At 68.2% G+C, this 16,114-nt stretch carries 17 protein-coding genes; 8 read left to right on the top strand and 9 right to left on the bottom strand.

Annotated elements, in window-relative coordinates; all coding sequences use genetic code 11:
- Positions 1 to 360: 360 nt before the first annotated feature.
- On the top strand, positions 361 to 1,704 hold the full coding sequence (locus F5X71_RS23585; RefSeq protein WP_167464000.1) for a hypothetical protein: 1,344 nt from the start codon (positions 361 to 363) through the stop codon (positions 1,702 to 1,704).
- A gap of 65 nt (positions 1,705 to 1,769) precedes the next feature.
- On the opposite strand, the gene F5X71_RS23590 is transcribed toward F5X71_RS23585, so the two are convergent.
- A complete protein-coding gene (locus F5X71_RS23590; protein ID WP_167464001.1) occupies positions 1,770 to 3,260 on the bottom strand; it encodes a flavin-containing monooxygenase in 1,491 nt (496 codons plus the stop codon).
- 36 nt (positions 3,261 to 3,296) lie between these two features.
- On the opposite strand from F5X71_RS23590, the gene F5X71_RS23595 reads away from it, so the two are divergent.
- The 3 genes from F5X71_RS23595 to F5X71_RS23605 all read left to right on the top strand — a co-directional run bounded on the left by F5X71_RS23595 (position 3,297) and on the right by F5X71_RS23605 (position 5,711).
- The gene (locus F5X71_RS23595) at positions 3,297 to 3,962 is read left to right on the top strand and encodes a TetR/AcrR family transcriptional regulator (RefSeq protein ID WP_167464002.1); all 666 of its coding nucleotides are present in this window, start codon (positions 3,297 to 3,299) and stop codon (positions 3,960 to 3,962) included.
- Between the two features lie 148 nt (positions 3,963 to 4,110).
- Positions 4,111 to 4,707 carry a DivIVA domain-containing protein gene (locus F5X71_RS37515; RefSeq protein ID WP_167464003.1) on the top strand — a complete coding sequence of 199 codons (597 nt, stop codon included), beginning with the start codon at positions 4,111 to 4,113 and terminating at the stop codon, positions 4,705 to 4,707.
- A 194-nt stretch (positions 4,708 to 4,901) separates the two neighbouring features.
- Entirely contained in the window at positions 4,902 to 5,711 is an 810-nt protein-coding gene (locus tag F5X71_RS23605) for a ribosomal RNA small subunit methyltransferase A (RefSeq protein WP_167464004.1), read from the top strand.
- Positions 5,712 to 5,985: 274 nt separating this feature from the next.
- Here F5X71_RS23605 and ruvB read toward each other — a convergent pair whose 3' ends face one another.
- From ruvB to ruvC, 3 genes are read right to left on the bottom strand one after another with little or no spacing between them, the layout of a single operon-like run.
- Positions 5,986 to 7,074: a Holliday junction branch migration DNA helicase RuvB gene (ruvB, locus tag F5X71_RS23610; protein WP_167464005.1), complete on the bottom strand. Its 1,089-nt coding sequence runs from the start codon at positions 7,072 to 7,074 to the stop codon at positions 5,986 to 5,988.
- 6 nt (positions 7,075 to 7,080) lie between these two features.
- Positions 7,081 to 7,686 (bottom strand): Holliday junction branch migration protein RuvA, encoded by a 606-nt coding sequence (gene ruvA / locus F5X71_RS23615; RefSeq protein WP_167464006.1) that lies wholly within the window; start codon positions 7,684 to 7,686, stop codon positions 7,081 to 7,083.
- Positions 7,683 to 8,252 carry a crossover junction endodeoxyribonuclease RuvC gene (ruvC, locus tag F5X71_RS23620; RefSeq protein WP_167466676.1) on the bottom strand — a complete coding sequence of 190 codons (570 nt, stop codon included), beginning with the start codon at positions 8,250 to 8,252 and terminating at the stop codon, positions 7,683 to 7,685. Before ruvC ends, ruvA begins: the two co-directional genes overlap by 4 nt.
- A 186-nt stretch (positions 8,253 to 8,438) precedes the next feature.
- On the opposite strand from ruvC, the gene F5X71_RS23625 reads away from it, so the two are divergent.
- Complete coding sequence (locus F5X71_RS23625) at positions 8,439 to 10,103, top strand: alpha/beta hydrolase (protein WP_428981388.1); 1,665 nt, start codon at positions 8,439 to 8,441, stop codon at positions 10,101 to 10,103.
- A gap of 53 nt (positions 10,104 to 10,156) precedes the next feature.
- On the opposite strand, the gene F5X71_RS23635 is transcribed toward F5X71_RS23625, so the two are convergent.
- Positions 10,157 to 10,945: a GlxA family transcriptional regulator gene (locus F5X71_RS23635; protein WP_167464007.1), complete on the bottom strand. Its 789-nt coding sequence runs from the start codon at positions 10,943 to 10,945 to the stop codon at positions 10,157 to 10,159.
- A 163-nt stretch (positions 10,946 to 11,108) separates the two neighbouring features.
- On the opposite strand from F5X71_RS23635, the gene F5X71_RS23640 reads away from it, so the two are divergent.
- The 3 genes from F5X71_RS23640 (at position 11,109) to F5X71_RS23650 (ending at position 12,280) form a co-directional block, all read left to right on the top strand.
- Positions 11,109 to 11,315: a DUF5988 family protein gene (locus F5X71_RS23640; RefSeq protein ID WP_029901647.1), complete on the top strand. Its 207-nt coding sequence runs from the start codon at positions 11,109 to 11,111 to the stop codon at positions 11,313 to 11,315.
- 123 nt (positions 11,316 to 11,438) lie between these two features.
- Positions 11,439 to 11,795: a metalloregulator ArsR/SmtB family transcription factor gene (locus F5X71_RS23645; protein WP_167464008.1), complete on the top strand. Its 357-nt coding sequence runs from the start codon at positions 11,439 to 11,441 to the stop codon at positions 11,793 to 11,795.
- On the top strand, positions 11,792 to 12,280 hold the full coding sequence (locus F5X71_RS23650) for an SRPBCC family protein (RefSeq protein WP_167464009.1): 489 nt from the start codon (positions 11,792 to 11,794) through the stop codon (positions 12,278 to 12,280). The genes F5X71_RS23645 and F5X71_RS23650 overlap by 4 nt, the downstream gene beginning before the upstream one ends.
- A 3-nt stretch (positions 12,281 to 12,283) precedes the next feature.
- On the opposite strand, the gene F5X71_RS23655 is transcribed toward F5X71_RS23650, so the two are convergent.
- The 4 genes from F5X71_RS23655 to F5X71_RS23670 all read right to left on the bottom strand — a co-directional run bounded on the left by F5X71_RS23655 (position 12,284) and on the right by F5X71_RS23670 (position 15,955).
- Positions 12,284 to 13,036 carry a YebC/PmpR family DNA-binding transcriptional regulator gene (locus F5X71_RS23655; protein ID WP_167464010.1) on the bottom strand — a complete coding sequence of 251 codons (753 nt, stop codon included), beginning with the start codon at positions 13,034 to 13,036 and terminating at the stop codon, positions 12,284 to 12,286.
- Positions 13,037 to 13,162: 126 nt separating this feature from the next.
- Positions 13,163 to 13,810, bottom strand: coding sequence for a pyridoxal 5'-phosphate synthase glutaminase subunit PdxT (gene pdxT, locus F5X71_RS23660; protein ID WP_275106742.1), 648 nt, complete (start codon positions 13,808 to 13,810; stop codon positions 13,163 to 13,165).
- 99 nt (positions 13,811 to 13,909) lie between these two features.
- Entirely contained in the window at positions 13,910 to 14,578 is a 669-nt protein-coding gene (locus F5X71_RS23665; RefSeq protein ID WP_167464011.1) for a class I SAM-dependent methyltransferase, read from the bottom strand.
- A 558-nt stretch (positions 14,579 to 15,136) separates the two neighbouring features.
- On the bottom strand, positions 15,137 to 15,955 hold the full coding sequence (locus F5X71_RS23670; RefSeq protein WP_167464012.1) for an acyl-CoA thioesterase: 819 nt from the start codon (positions 15,953 to 15,955) through the stop codon (positions 15,137 to 15,139).
- Positions 15,956 to 16,114: the final 159 nt, after the last annotated feature.

Below are 16,114 nucleotides of genomic sequence, written 5' to 3' on the forward strand. Positions count from 1 at the left end.
CGCCGGAGCCGCTCCGTCGGGGCGCGGACCGACACCGAGTCCTCAACCGCTCTCCGTAGACGCGTAGTCGCCGAGCGGGAAGCCGACGGCCTCCGCGCGTTGCGCGTGCCGGTCGGACGCGGCAGGGGTCCGCTCGCCGCGACGGCACGGCACACGGAAGAACCCGGTCGGTTTGCCGGGAAATCTTCCGACGCGAAAGTCATTCGTAGCGAATTCCGTTGGCATACAGTAAGAATCGCAGGGAATTCAGCAGCGCAGGACGTCCCGACGGCGTGGCCGGGGAGCCTGATCTACGCACGCACTCATCGCTTACCGAGCCGTGCCCGGTGGGCCTTCTGCGCTTTCACAAAGGGGACGAGAATGGCCACCGAAGCCAGGATCGACGTCAAGACGCTCCTCCAGAAGGCCGCCGGGGATCTTCGGGCGCCCGAACTGTACGAACTAGCGCGCATCGCCGAAGCGGGACCGTGGTTCGGTATGCCCGCGGCCAGGTCCGGCGAGGCCGCCCGACCGCCGGAGTTCGAGTGGCCACTCGTGTCCGAGCATGCCTATCTGGGTAAGTACGGCCGCGGCACCGCGGCGGTGCACCTGGGCAACGGGCACGAACGCCTGGTCAATCCGATGATCTTCGCCGACGGATTCGGCTACGGCCCCAGCGATCTCGACGGACTGTGGCAGTGGTTCAACGAGCCCTACTCCGACGCCGGTGAGCGGCTGTTCGATCAGCTGCTCGCGGCGGGCATCGATATCGTGCTGCTCGGCTTCGACGCCAGGCACGACTACATCCAGGTCAACGCGGGCGTCGCCCGCGCCTGCATCGCGAAGGTGATCGCCGAGCGGCAGAGCAAGACACCGCTGATCACCGGCGGCGTGAGCATGGGCGGTCAGATCACCCGCTACGCGCTCGCGGCGATGGAACGCGCGGACGAGGCGCACGAGACCGAGACCTACCTGTCCTGGGATTCCCCGCACAACGGAGCGTGGATCCCGCTGATCCTGCAGCAGATGGCGTACTTCTTCGAGTCCTTCGAAGCGGTCCCGCCGGGCAAGGCGAGCAAAGCGGGCCTGATCCGCAGCCCCGCGGCGCAGCAGCTGCTCTGCGCATGGGTAGCCGACTCGCGGTACTCGGGTCCGGTGGCCACCGCATCGCCGCTGCGCGCCCAATTCGTCCAGGAGCTGGCCGATCTCGGCGGGTTCCCGCAGCGCCCGGTGCGGCTCGGCCTGGCCAACGGCCGCGGCGACGGACAGGGCGTCGGGCTCACCCCCGGCGAGATCGCCTTCGACAAGAAGTTCCTCGGCGGCCTGGTCGGCAGCGCCACCGCGCGCTTCCAGCCCGCGTTCGGCGAGCAGCAGCCGGTCGGCGGCATGCACCTCGGACTGACCACGCGCACCACGACCACCACCGCGGTCGCGCCGTTCGACGGTGCGCCCGGCGGCCTGCTCGACTCGTTCGGGCAGGTGGCCACCACGCTCGGGATCGACCTGGCCGAGAACAAACGCTGGAGCTGTTTCGTGCCGTCGATCAGCGCGATCGCGCTGGACTACGACCCGATCACCTGGGAGGTCGATCTCGATAAAGACCTGCGCTCGGTACCCCCGGAGCAGACGGCGCTCACCGAATTCTGTTGCAATGCGACGAATTCCGAGCATTCGGCGGTGACGCCGACCCTCGCAGAGTGGGTGCTGCGCAAGATCGCCAAGTAGACCGCGCCGGGCCCCGCCGGAGCAGTTCCCGCGGGGCCCGTGCGATATCGGCGTCGTCGACCCGGTTACGCGCTCTTGCCGTATACGTAGTCGTCGAGCGGGAAGCTGACGGCCTCCCGGTGCGCGTTGAGCGTGCTGGTCGGGCGCAGCAGGGCTGCCTCACCGTGCTGGTTGAAGTAGTAGCTGCGCGCGGTGGAGCAGTCACCGCCGTAGAACACCGAGGAACCGAGCTTGTCGGTGACCCGGTCCAGGAACCCGGCATTGGCCTGCTCGGTCACCTCGAAGGTCTGCTCGCCGCGGCGGCGCAGCTCGCCGAAGAGCCTGCCCATGTGCTTCATCTGCGCTTCGATGGTGGTGAAGTAGGACAGGCCGCTGTAGGAGTACGGGCTGTTGAGGCTGAGGAAATTCGGGAACTTCGGCACCGTGATGCCCTCGTAGGCCTGGAAACGGTTGTCCCGCCAGAACTTTCCGAGATTGACGCCGTCGCGGCCGATGATCTCTATGGCGGGGAAGTTCACGTCCCACAGGTTGAATCCGGTCGCCAGGATCAACGTATCGATCTCGGTCTTGTGCCCGTCCGCGGTGACGATGCCGTCGGGCTCGATGCGCTCGATCGAGTTGGTCTCCAAGCGCACGTTCGGCTTGTTGAACGTGCGGAAGTAGCTGTTGGAGAAGGTCGGCCGCTTGCAGCCGAAGTCGTAGTGCGGGGTCAGCTGCTTGCGAGTCCGCTTGTCCCGCACCGAGGCGCGCAGATGCGCCTTGGCCAGCACGCCCGCGCCCTTGTTGAGCAGCTTGGCCTGCTTGTAGTGCAGCACACCGACCACCATGAGCGCCTCGAGCAGGCTGGTGTTGACCAGTCGCGCCGCCTTCTGCGTCGCGGGCACCTTCTCGAAAAGCTTCTGGACCGGGCCGGGAATAGCGGTGTCGATCTTGGGCACCACCCAGATCGGCGTGCGCTGGAAGACGGTGAGCGCCTGTACCCGCTTGGCCACCTCGGGGACCAACTGCACGGCGGTCGCGCCGGTGCCGATGATCGCGGCCTTGCGGCCGGTGAGGTCGAAATCGTCCTCCCACGCGGTGGTGTGGATGATCTTGCCCGCGAACGAGTCGATGCCGGGGAACGGCGGGGTGTAGGGCTGCGACAGGAAGCCCGTCGCGGTGAGCAGGTAACGGCCGGTGACGGTTTCCCCGCCGGCCAGGCTGACCACCCACTGCTCGTGCTCCGCGTCCCAGCGCGCGCCGTCGACCACGGTGCCGAAGCGCATGCGCCTGCGCAGGCCGTACTTGTCGGCGATGTGGCTCGCGTACTTCTTCAGCTCGGCGCCCGGCGCGAACAGCCGGGTCCAGTACGGATTCGGTTCGAACGAGTACGAGTAGGTGACCGAGGCGATATCGACCGCGAGCCCCGGGTAATGGTTCACGTGCCAGGTCCCGCCGAGATCGTCCTCGCGTTCGAGGATCACGAAATTGCCGAGGCCGAGCCGATCGAGCTCGATGCCCGCGCCCATCCCACCGAATCCCGCACCGACCACGACCGCGTCGTACTGAGGCGCCACGCCGAACCTCCAGGTATGTGAATCGCTTCTCACGGAATGACACATCATTCCGTTTGTGACGACTGTATCATTGGCGTGGTGACGAAGCCATTGACCCGTGCCGAACGCCGTAAAGCCGAGTTGCGGCAGGAGATCATCGATACCGCTTTCGTCTGTTTCGCGGAGAAGGGCTATCACGCGACCGGCATCGCCGACATCGCCGGACATCTCGGCATCGGGCACGGCACCTTCTATCGGTACTTCAGCAACAAGCGCGACATCATCGACCACGTCATCGACGATCTCTCGGCCAAGATCATCGACACGCTGGGCACCGACAACGCCCCCGACGCCGCGACCACGCTGGACGAGTACCGCGCGCAGACCGACCGGATCGGCCAGGCGCTGACGCACATCCTGATGGGCGATCGCCGGGTGGCCCAGCTGCTGCTCGTGCATGCCCCCGGCATCGACGACGAACTCACCGCCCGCCTATACGGCCTGCTCGACATGGCCGACGCGCTCACCGCGAGCTATCTCGAGCACGGCGTCGAACTCGGTTATCTGCGAGCGGATCTGGATACCGTCAACACCGCGCGCGCGGTCACCGGCATGCTGCTCGCCGGCATCGTGCACGGCCTGCGCGACACCGACGAGGCCACCCTGCGCGGCTTGAACGAAGCGATCCGCAGGCTGCTGATCGACGGCGTCCGCAAAGAGTGAGCACACGACAAGCCCCCTGACGTGCTCCCCCGCGTTATGGTGGTGACAAAGTTCCGTCGCGTCGCCCAGGGGGCCGCTCGTGGTCGCAAGAGACCAGGGAGTACGAAAAATTCACATTCCGGCGGCCGGGCGCATCGAGCCTGACAGAATGTCGCCCGTGACCCCCGAGGATGTGAGCCGGATCAGTTTCGCGACACCACCATTCGGGCAGCGTGGCTACCACGCCGACGAGGTGGACGCCTTCCTCGATCTCGTCGCCGCGACCATGGCCGGTCGCGGCGCGCTGGCCGCCGACGATCTGCGCCACGTCACCTTCGACGCGCCGCGCCCCGGCGGCCGTGGCTACCGCGCCGATCAGGTCGACGAGTATCTCGACCGGGTCCGCATCGAACTCGAGCAGCGCCAGCACGGCGTGCGCCCGGCGCCCTCGGGCAACGGACAGGCCATGCTCACCCCGGATGACGTGCAGCGCATGCGTTTCACGCACGCACCCGTCGGCCGCCGCGGATACAACGAGGAAGAGGTCGACGCGTTCCTGGATTTAGTCGCCGCGACCCTGGCCCACGGCGGACCGGGCAGCCTGACCGTGGCCGACGTGCGCTCGGTGCGGTTCACCGAGGCGCGCCTGGGCGCCCGCGGCTATCAGCGCGACGAGGTGGACGCCTTCTCCGACCTGGTGGTCACCGCGCTGGAACACGCCGAGCATCAACACCATCGCTGGTCGTTGCACCGCGACGCCGATTAATTCGGTTGCGGGTCGGCGCGGCCGTTCCTACCGTGACGGGCATGCATTGCTATGCCACCCCCTACTTCATCCGGCTCCGCAGCGCTCGGGCTCTGGCCCGCTAGCGGACACGGAGAGCATTACTTCGGCGTCCGCGAGCGCGCCCAGGGCCCTTCGAGACTCATCCGACTCGAAGACCCGAAGGGGCAAGCGCTGTGGCGCAAGATTTCGCACACCGGAACTACTCACATACGCAAGGCAAGATCAAGAACGGCGGCGGTGGCCGTCCTTCGAAGGACCGCACCAGGCGGGCGCAGGCTCAGCACACACTGGTGAGTCCGGCCGCGGTGGATTCGATTCTCGCGGTGGCCGATCCGCGCGGAGCGGTACTCGAACCCCAGCCCGGCGACGGACTGCTGACGCAGGCCTTGGCTCGGCGCGGCGCCCAGGTCACCGCGTACGAACCGGATCCGCTCAGTGCCGCGAAACTGTCGGCCCGCACCCGCGGCGACCACGGAATCCGCGTGCTACGAGCCGATTTGAGCAAGACCAGGCCGCCGAGGGAACCGTTCGCCGTGGTCGGGAACGTGCCTGGCGCGGCGACCCGGATCATCGACTGGTGCCTGGCCGCACCGGCGCTCACCTCGGCGACGCTGGTCGTCACCTCGGAATGCGCCGGAGCGAACGGACACTGGGACATGGCGGCGGTCCAGCATTGGCCGTGGTTCGACCGGCAACCACACGGCACGATCGAACCCGCCAGCTTCCGCCCCGCCCTCACCACCGACGCCACCATCGTGCACCTGCACCGTCGCCCACAACCCCTGGTAAACGACCAGGATTCGTACACCACCCTGGTCCGCACAGGCTTCACCGCCCCGAACAGTCCCCTGCTCACCGCACTACGCTCCCATTACCCGAACGCGGACAAAGCACTGACCGCCAGCGGAATCCCCTGGGAGACAACGGCACCCGCCGTCCACCCGGACGACTGGATACGCCTACACGAGCACCTGCTCAGGTAAACCGAACGGAGCAAACCCAGTCCAGAAGTATGCATTCAGTTGGCCGAAAGCCAACGAAACGCATACTTCTGGACTGGCGGCCGTGAACCTCGTCTGCACGGCGATCCACAACTTCGGGACTTATCCGCGCGGCGCGCCATCCTAACCGCGCGCTGATCAGGCCGGCCGATAGCAGCCCGAGTCAGAAGAGGGTCAACGGCGACATGTAGACAGACCTCACCTGTGGCCGACAACAGCGCCGCCGCTCACGAGAGCGGATCGACTGTCCAGCGCATCACTTTTCGAAGAGGTCGAGGGTGGGTTGGGGGTCCCGGCCGCGGACCTCGATGGAGCCGAAGACCAGGTCGGGGGGCGGGACGAGGCCGAGGTGCTCCCAGGCCGCGGCCGTGGCGACCCGGCCGCGCGGGGTGCGGGCGACCATGCCGGCGCGGACGAGGAACGGCTCGCACACCTCCTCGACGGTGGCGGCCTCCTCACCCACGGCGACGGCGAGCGTGGAGACGCCGACCGGGCCGCCGCCGAAGCTGCGCACCAGCGACGAAAGCACCGCGCGGTCCAGGCGATCGAGCCCGAGCGCGTCGACGTCGTACACCTCGAGCGCCGCCTGCGCGATGGGCTGGGTGATCAAGCCGTCGGCGCGCACCTCCGCGTAGTCACGGACGCGCCGCAACAGGCGGTTGGCGATGCGCGGCGTGCCCCGCGAGCGACCGGCGATCTCCGCGGCCGCCGCGTGGTCGATCTCGACACCGAGAATCTGCGCCGAGCGTTGCAGGATGCGCAGCAACTCCTCGGGGTCGTAGAAGTCCATATGCCCGGTGAACCCGAAACGGTCGCGCAGCGGACCGGTCAGCGCGCCGGACCGAGTCGTCGCGCCCACCAGGGTGAACGGGGCTATGTCCAGCGGAATCGAGGTCGCGCCAGGACCCTTGCCGACCACCACGTCGACCCGGAAATCCTCCATCGCGAGATACAGCATTTCCTCGGCGGGCCGGGCGATCCGGTGGATCTCGTCGATGAACAGCACGTCGCCCTCGACCAGATTGCTGAGCATCGCGGCCAGATCGCCCGCCCGCTCCAGCGCGGGCCCGGACGTGATGCGCAGCGCGGTGCCGAGCTCGCCCGCGATGATCATCGCCATGCTGGTCTTGCCGAGGCCGGGCGGCCCGGACAACAGCACGTGATCCGGTGTTCCGCCACGCTGTTTCGCGCCGCGCAGCACCAGCGCCAGCTGCTCGCGCACCCGGGGCTGACCGATGAAGTCGTCCAGCGACTTCGGGCGCAGGCTGGCCTCGATCTCGCCATCGGACTTCAGATAGCTTGGCGTGACCTGGGATTCGGGCGCTTCGCCTTCGTCGTAGTCCATGACCGCTTACCGATTCTTGCCGAGCAGGTTGAGCGCGGCCCGCAGCGCCACGGACGTGCCAGCGGCGGGCTGGTCGGCCAGGACGGCGTCGATCGCCTGTTCGGCCTGTTTGAGGGGGAAGCCGAGACCGGTGAGCGCCTCCACCACCTGGTCACGCACCGGCGTGAGCACCGGGGCGGGCGTCGCGCCGGGCGGGCCCGATTGCACCGGAACGAGATCCACCTTGTCCCGCAGCTCGACCACCATGCGTTCGGCACCCCGCTTACCGATACCGGGCACCCGGGTGAGCGCGGCGACGTTGCTCTCGGCGAGCGCCTTGCGCAACGCCTCCGGCTCGAGCACCGCGAGCACCGCCATCGCCAAACGCGGACCGACCCCGGACACCGTCTGCAACAGACCGAACAGGTCACGGGCCTCGGTGTCGGCGAAGCCGTACAGCGTCATCGAGTCCTCGCGGACGATCATCGCGGTGTAGAGCCGGGTTTCCTCGCCGCGGGTCAGGGTGGCCAGCGTCGCGGGCGTGACGTTGAGCCGATAGCCGATGCCCGCCGCCTCGATCACCGTGTGATCGAGGGCGATCTCCAGCACCTCGCCGCGTACCGACGCGATCACCTCTGTACCGCCTTCCGTTGTTCGGCAAGCCGTTGCGCGTACTTGCGCTGCGCTTCGGCCGCGCGGGCTTCGGCCTGAGCCATGCGCTCCATCAGCGGCGCCCGCCAACAATGACAGATGGCCAGCGCCAGCGCATCGGCCGCGTCCGCCGGTTTCGGCGCGACCTGCAAGCCGAGTATCCGGGTGACCATGGCCGTGACCTGCGCCTTGTCCGCGGTGCCGTTGCCGGTGACCGCGGCCTTCACCTCACTGGGCGTGTGGAACATGACCGGGATGTCCCGGCGCGCGGCCGCCAGCGCGATCACTCCGCCCGCCTGCGCGGTGCCCATCGCGGTACGCACATTGTGCTGGGCGAAGACGCGTTCGATCGCGACGGCCCCTGGTTTGTGCGTGTCCATCCAATGCTCGGCCGCGTCGGCGACCTGCAACAGTCGCTGCGCCAAGTCCATGTCGGCGGGGGTGCGGACCACATCGACATCGATCGCGGTCACCTTCCGCCCCAGCCCGCCCTCGACGATGCTGAGGCCGCACCGGGTGAGACCGGGGTCGACGCCCATCACCCGCACGAATTCCCCTCTCGCAGACACGAACAACTGTTCGAGAGTGTAACGGAGGAGCCGGGGCGGATGGACCAACGACACGGGTGCGGTCCGACTACCGGTGCTCGAGGGGTGCTGGGGCACTTCGCGGGCACAGCGGGCGTGCAGTGAATTCACAGGGTCGCTCGAGGAACGGTGTCGACAATGCCGTAGGTGCCTGCCCTTGGAGTGTCGTTGGCCGCGCCGGCGACCCCGGCGCCGCCCGCGCCGCGGTTGCCGTCGGCGAATCCGGACCCGAACTACGGGAACATCTTTCATCACGGCGTCTCGCTGCTGCACGGCTGGCTGCCGCTCACCGTCGAACTCGTCGCGGTGGCGTTTCTGGTGGTCGCGGTGGCCAGGGGGACGCGGCGGTGGTGGGCGATCCAGGTGCCGATATGTCTGCTGCTCGGCGTGGCGGGCGCACTGGTCGCGCGCTGGTATGTGGCCGATCAGGGACTGTCCTCCGATCCGGCGCCCGCCTCGCTGTGGGTCGGTATCGGCGCAACGGTCGCGGCGCTGGGCGCCCTCGTGCTCGGCTGGCGCGGCGCACCCTGGTGGCGGCGCGGTGTCGCGGCGCTCACGATTCCGCTGGCGCTGCTAAGCACCGGAATCGTGCTGAATCAGTGGGTGGGCTACTACCCCACGGTCCAGTCGGCTTGGGGCGCGCTGACCGCGGGCCCGCTGCCGCAGCAGACCGACCTCGCCGCACTCGACGGCTTGCGCGGCACCGACGTACGCACCGGCAAGCTCGTTCCGGTCCGGATTCCCGACGCGGGCAGCGGTTTTCCGCATCGCACCGAGTACGTCTACCTGCCGCCCGCCTGGTTCGCCGGACCGAAGCCGCCGACCCTGCCGGTGGTGATGATGATCGGCGGCGAGTTCAACACGCCCGCCGACTGGATCCGCAGCGGCCAGATCATGCCGACGGTCGACGCGTTCACCGCGGCCAACGGCGGCCGCGCCCCGATCCTCGTATTCGTCGACGCCAGCGGCAGTTTCAACAACGACACCGAATGCGTGAACGGCCCGCGCGGCGACGCCGCCGACCACCTGACCCGAGATGTGCCCGGCTACCTGGCATCCCGGTTCGCCGCGTCCACCGATCCGGCGCGCTGGGCGGTGGTCGGCTGGTCGATGGGCGGCACCTGCGCCGTCGACCTGGCCGTGATGCATCCGGAGCTGGTGCACACCTTCGTCGATATCGCGGGCGATCTCGGCCCCGCCTCCGGCACCAAGGAACAAACCATCGCACGACTGTTCGGCGGCAACGCCGAACAGTGGTCCGCCTTCGATCCCCTCACCGTAATGGCCGCCCACGGCCGATACCCCGACACCGCAGGACTTTTCGACGACCTCACACCCCCGACCCGAAACTCCCGGCACGGCAAGGGCGGTGCACCGAGCAACGACGCGACGGGGCCCGACCCCGGCCCAGCAGGCGACGGCGACGGCACGACAGGGAGCGACCAGAACCCGACAACCGACAACCGCGGCGCGGCAGGCGACAGCCCCGGCCCAGTGGGCGCCGACCCGGGTGCGACAGGGAGCAACCGAGACCGCACGCGCGACAACCGCGGCACGGCAGGCGGCGCCAGCGCGACAGGCGACCATCGCCCTGTGGCCGACGACGACACCTCGGGGATCGGCGGTCACGACGACATCCAGGACACCGGCGAGGTCGGTGCGGCCGAAAAGCTTTGTGCGCGAGGACGAGAGGTCGGCATCGACTGCACGATCCACACCACCCAGGGCGGCCACACCTGGCAGTTCGCCGCGGCCGCCTTCACCTCGTCCTTCCCCTGGGTCGTCGCCCGACTCGGCTTACCAACCCCCTGACCCACACCCGTCAGCGTTCCCCCTCCCCCGCCGCGTACGACCCTGGCCACCCATCAATCGCACCCGGCAGCACGGAAACGCGAACGACACCCCGCCACGGCGGTATCCGGCCCGCTCTCCACCGAATTCGACTGCGCGACGGGACGTCTGAGCGAGTGCAACAGCGGCCAGGACCTCTGACGCATCGTGCCCAACCGCCGGACCGCGCCACCACCGACGCCTGCCGTTCCGGCCGAGGTCGCGGGCGGGACGGGCTGTTCGATGTATTGCGCCTGACCACCCTCGCGGAACGGCGGCACCACGCACCGCCGGGCGCCCGCGTTGGCGACCGCGCTGCCGTGATCGCGGCGCACCAGATGCAGGCACACGTCGAGGCCCGCTGCCGCGCCGGCCGAGGTGAGCACGTCGCCGTCGTCGACGTAGAGCACGAAGGGATCGAGCAGGACCCGGGGGAAGGCGCGCCGGAACCGGTCGGCCTCGCGCCAGTGCGTGGTCGCGGGCCTGCCGTAGAGCAGTCCGGCGGCCGCGAGCACGAACGAGCCGGTGCAGATCGCCACGATCCTGGCGCCGGGCCGGATCCGCGCGAACGCGGCACGCACCGGCGCGGGCAGTTCGCCGCCGAGGGTCATCCCGATGTCGCAGGCGGGCACCACCACGGTGTCGGCGCTCTCGAGCAGGCCGCTGTCGTGTTCGACGGCGATCGTGCAGTCCGCGCGGCTGCGCACCGGTTGCCCGGCGACGGTGCAGGTACGGACCTCGTAGCGACCACTAGCACTACCGAATACCCGGTTCGGGATGCCGAGCTCGAACGGATAGACCCGGTCCAGGGCGAGCACCGCCACTCGGTGATCGAAGCGCCGCGATCAGACCACCCCGCAGAACGACAGCCCGCGCGGCCGGACAGCTCGACACTTCCGGCTCCAACCATCCGGCACCGAATATTTTTCCGCGCGGCGCTTACCTGAATCCACCGAATCGGGGCCTGCACGCTTCTACCATCCGATGATGAGCACTGTTGTGAAGGCTGTCCTCGAGGGCGGGCCGAAAGACATGCCCGCGCGCATCGTTCCCATCACCCCGCCGGGGATCGAGTTGAAGGTCAAGCACCAAGGCGCGTACGAACACTTCAAGGTCACCGCGCGGGAGCAGGACACCCCCGAGGGGCGGTTGCGCGTCTACGAGTGGTGCGATCGCACCCCGATCCCGGAGTGACGCGGGAGTAATCGACCAGCGCGGCCGGTCGCCGTCGAGCGACCGGCCCGCCTTCCCGGGATGCCCGCCCTGGACAGATGCGTAACCAAGTGGTTACGCTTTGGCGGTGGAAGAAGCAGTTCCGTGGACGAGGTAGCGGGCGCGATCGCCGATCCGGTGCGCAGGCAGATCCTCGACCTGCTGCGCGACACCCGGCTCACCGCAGGAGATATCGCGCGGCACTTCGAGATCAGCAGGCCCGCGGTGAGCAGACACCTGCGCGTCCTGCGCGAGAGCGGCCTGGTCCAGGCCGAACTCGTCGGCAGGCAGCGGTTCTACCTGCTCGACTCGGCCCCGCTCGGCGAACTCGCCGCGTGGATCGCCCGCTTCGACACCGTATCCGCGTGGGAGCGCAAGCTCGACGCACTCGACACCGAGGTCTATCGCACGCGCCGCGAGCACCGTGCCGAACGGACCGATCCGAAGGAGAACACCGCATGACCCGCACCCCCACCGGCCGCCTCGATCGCACCGACGGCCGCCGCGACCTCGTTCTCACCAGGACCTATCGCGCGCCGATCGCCGACGTGTGGGCCAGCATCACCGAATCCGACCGCACCGCACGCTGGTTCGGGCCATGGGAGGGCACGCCGGGCACGGGCAACCGGATCAAGGTGCAGATGCTGTTCGAGGAGGGCGCAGGCTGGTGCGACGCGCGGATCGACGCGTGCGAACCACCGCGCCGCCTCGCCCTCACCACCGAGGACGACTTCGGCACCTGGCGACTGGAGATGGCGCTCACCGAGACCGACGGCACCACCGAACTGGTCTTCACCCACCATCTCGAGCCCGAGGCGCTGATCGGTGAGGTCGGCCCCGGCTGGGAGTACTACCTGGACGCACTCGGGGCGGCCCGCGAGAACACGGACCGCCCCGATTTCGAGGAGTACTACCCCTCGATGCAGCAGTATTACGACGAACTGTAGGCGTCAGTCGTCGAGCTGAGCCAGCACCTCGTCGGAGATGTCGACGTTGGTGTAGACGTTCTGCACGTCGTCGCTGTCCTCTAGCGCGTCGACCAGCTTGAACACCTTGCGCGCGCCGTCGGCGTCGACCGCGACCGACACCGACGGCTGGAAGCCGGATTCGGCGGAGTCGTAATCGATTTCGGCGGCCTGCAGCGCCTTGCGCACGGGGATCAGGTCGCCCGGCTCGCTGATGATCTCGAACGAATCCCCGAGGTCGTTGACCTCCTCCGCACCGGCGTCCAGCACCGCCATCAGCACGTCGTCCTCGGACAGGCCGTTCTTCTCGAGCGTCACCACGCCCTTGCGGTGGAACAGGTAGGACACCGAGCCCGGGTCGGCCATGTTGCCGCCGTTGCGGGTCATCGCGACGCGCACCTCGCCCGCGGCGCGGTTGCGGTTGTCGGTGAGGCACTCGATCAGCACGGCGACACCGTTGGGGCCGTAGCCCTCGTACATGATGGTCTGCCAGTCGGCGCCGCCGGCTTCCTCACCACCACCGCGCTTGCGGGCGCGTTCGATGTTGTCGTTGGGCACCGACGACTTCTTCGCCTTCTGAATGGCGTCGTAGAGCGTCGGGTTGCCTGCGGGGTCACTACCACCCGTGCGGGCCGCCACCTCGATGTTCTTGATCAACTTGGCGAAGAGCTTGCCGCGCTTCGCGTCGATCCCCGCCTTCTTGTGCTTGGTGGTGGCCCATTTGGAGTGGCCGCTCATTCCCTACTTCCTTCAGGTCGATGGCACGTTTGTGGTTGTACCGTACCGGCCGAGCCGGAAGGACAACTTCTCCAGCTTAGTGGACGCCACCAGACCAGGCCCGACCGCAGTCCCGCGCGCGGGCGACTACGCGTTTCGCACCAGGTCGACGAACATGCGGTGCACGCGCAGATCGCCGGTGACCTCCGGGTGGAACGAGGTCGCGAGCACATTGCGTTGGCGCACCGCCACAATGCGTCCGGCGAAAGGTCCGTCGGGCACGGTCGCGAGTACCTCGACCCCGTCGCCGACGCGCTCCACCCACGGCGCGCGGATGAACACCGCCCGCACCGGGCCGTCGTCCAGGCCGGCGAATGCCAGATCCACCTCGAACGAATCGACCTGACGGCCGAAAGCGTTGCGGCGCACCGTCATATCGATGCCGGACAGGTGCTTCGCGTCCGGCCGGGTGTCGAGCACCTCGTCGGCGAGCAGGATCATGCCCGCGCAGGAACCGAAGGCGGGCATGCCGTCGCGCAGCCGCGCGCGCACCGGCTCGAGCAGTTCGAAGGCTTCCAGCAGCTTGCTGATCGCGGTCGATTCGCCGCCGGGCAGCACCAGCGCGTCCACCGCGGCCAATTCCGCGGCGCGGCGCACCAGCACCGGCTCGGCGCCGCAGTACTCCAGGGCCGCGATGTGCTCGCGGACATCGCCCTGCAGCGCCAGCACGCCGACGTTCGGACGCGACGGCACAGGGTCCGCGACGGCGGGTGCGGCGACCGGGGAAGCGTTCACGCCGAAAAGTCTACGATCCGCCGCGATGTGGGCCTGCTCACGGTGCCCGTCAGCGTTCCGTCAACGCGGGGACCACCCGGCCGCAGGTTCGCATGGTCCTCAAAGTCGACGTTCTGCCATGACGACTAAGCCTGGTCCGCTCTTTTCATCCGCAGGAAGCCGGAGTTCGGCGACCGGGCGCAGGCCTGCCTGTTCGATCAGATTCCCGAGTTGCTCGGGCTGCCATTTATGGGTCGTCCAGCGCACGGGGACACCGCCGTATGCCCGGGTGCGCACGGCATCTTCATCACCGAGGTGTGTGGCGGTGATGAAGTGCCCACCGGGTTTCAGGGCCCGTGCGAACGAGGCCAGAACCTGCGGAAGCACATCGCGTGGCAGATTGAACAGGGACCACCATCCGAGCACACCGCCGAGCGAGGCGTCGTCGAGGTCGAGCTCAGTGGCCGAGGCGACGTCGAAGCGGCATTGCGGATGTAGACGGCGCGCGTTGTCGATCATGCGGGGTGAGAGATCGACCCCGGACACATCGAGTCCTCGTTCGGCGAGGTAGGCGGTCACCATCCCCGGACCACAGCCGACATCGAGAACAGGCCCGAGTCCTGCGACCGTGTCGGCGAACGCGTCGATGGAGGCCTTGAGCCACGGATGACTACGGACGTTACCTATCCCAGTCGAGATCACCAGGTCGGCATAGTTGTCGGCTACTCGGTCGTAGGATTCACGAACCACGTCGAGATCGGCTGGGCGGTCGATACGGTGCGCACGCATCAGGCCACGATAGGACTCGCCACAGCCCGCGCGCGAGAGACCCCAACCGTGGACACTGCCTACCTCGCGCCCAATCACAAGCTGGAACCGGTTGCAGAAGAAGGCTTTTCAATGGCTCCAGTCAAGAGGGCGAGCGGAGTTGAGCGTGGCATCGACGGCCAAGCGCGGCGCCATCGGTCGCACCGCGTCGTCATACGGATCGTCCGGCTGCCGGGCACACACCACGCCGTCCGCCGCAAGCCAGGATCACCAGCGGGAGGTACGTCGCGGTCATGGTCCAGAAACCCCATGCGACAGCCTGGCCGCAGCGCAGAGAGGAACAGTGTGGGTGGCACCGCGGTCGACAAAACGCCCAGGGTGTCGCTGAGGTTCGTTGCGCCGCGCCCGAAACCGCCAACGCGTCAGGCACCGAACACGGACGCGCGATTGCGCCGCACACGAAACCGTCGACGAAACAATGTGCGGGTCACGAATGTGGGTGCGGCGCAGTCGTATACGCAGAGCGACCGCATGCCCGGCCGAGGTCGGCATGCGGGCTGACGTGCACGGCGTGCAGGTTCACTCGCGCAGGGTGCGGATCAGGCCTTCCTGGACTACCGCGGCGACCATCTCGCCGCGCCGGTTGAAGATCTTGCCGCCGGTGAGGGCGCGGCCGAAGCCCGCGGACGGGGAAGACTGGTCGTAGAGCAACCATTCGTCCGCACGGAAGGGACGCAGGAACCACATCGCGTGATCGAGCGAGGCGTTCTGCGTCTGCTCGTCCGGATGGGTCACCTTCGACGAGCCGAGCAACGTCATATCGCTCATGTACGCCAACGTGCACACGTGGAACAGCGGGTCGTCGGGCAGCGGATGCCGATAGCGGAACCACACCTGCTGCTGCGACACCGCGCCGTCGCGGCGAGCCACCTGCTCCTGCGGGACCGTCCGGATGTCCCAGTGCTCCCACTCCCGCATCGCCCACAGCCGTTCCGGGCTCATCGTGGTGCTCGCGTCCGGGAGGTCGTCCGGCGCCTGCACCGGCGGCATCTCGTCCTGGTGCGCCGGGCCGACATCACCGGTGTGGAACGACGCCGACATCGTGAAGATCGCGGCACCGTCCTGCACGCCGGTCACTCGACGCGTGCAGAATGACCGGCCGTCCCTGATCCGCTCCACCAGATACACCGTCGGCTGGTCCGGATTGCCCGGCCGCAGAAAGTACCCGTGCAGCGAATGCACCTGGAACCGCGCGTCCACCGTGCGCACCGCCGACACCAAGGCCTGGCCGGCAACCTGCCCACCGAACGTGCGCGGGAGCTGTGTCTTCGTGGACGCGCCACGGAAGATGTCGCGCTCGAGCCGCTCGATCTCCAGCGCCTCTTCGATTGTCGCCATGGGCTGAGATTAACTCGCCGCACCACCCAGCCCACCCCCGGCTACCGGCTCCCCCACCACCCCACCCTGTCGCATATGCCCGGAATCCGACCACGGCACCGCGGAACCGCGCCCACCTGCTCGACCACGCCCAGCAACACGACCACGCGCGACGACTCC

Origin of the sequence: Nocardia brasiliensis, from assembly GCF_011801125.1 — a bacterium.
Lineage (GTDB): Bacteria > Actinomycetota > Actinomycetes > Mycobacteriales > Mycobacteriaceae > Nocardia > Nocardia brasiliensis_C.

Bases quoted from the DNA above. Each gene is read 5' to 3' on its own strand.
- F5X71_RS23585 (WP_167464000.1), top strand. From the start codon at position 361: ATGGCCACCGAAGCCAGGATCGACGTCAAGACGCTCCTCCAGAAGGCC.
- F5X71_RS23595 (WP_167464002.1), top strand. From the start codon at position 3,297: ATGACACATCATTCCGTTTGTGACGACTGTATCATTGGCGTGGTGACG.
- F5X71_RS37515 (WP_167464003.1), top strand. From the start codon at position 4,111: ATGTCGCCCGTGACCCCCGAGGATGTGAGCCGGATCAGTTTCGCGACA.
- ruvB (WP_167464005.1), bottom strand. From the start codon at position 7,074: ATGGACTACGACGAAGGCGAAGCGCCCGAATCCCAGGTCACGCCAAGC.
- F5X71_RS23640 (WP_029901647.1), top strand. From the start codon at position 11,109: ATGAGCACTGTTGTGAAGGCTGTCCTCGAGGGCGGGCCGAAAGACATG.
- F5X71_RS23650 (WP_167464009.1), top strand. From the start codon at position 11,792: ATGACCCGCACCCCCACCGGCCGCCTCGATCGCACCGACGGCCGCCGC.
- F5X71_RS23655 (WP_167464010.1), bottom strand. From the start codon at position 13,036: ATGAGCGGCCACTCCAAATGGGCCACCACCAAGCACAAGAAGGCGGGG.
- F5X71_RS23665 (WP_167464011.1), bottom strand. From the start codon at position 14,578: ATGCGTGCGCACCGTATCGACCGCCCAGCCGATCTCGACGTGGTTCGT.
- F5X71_RS23670 (WP_167464012.1), bottom strand. From the start codon at position 15,955: ATGGCGACAATCGAAGAGGCGCTGGAGATCGAGCGGCTCGAGCGCGAC.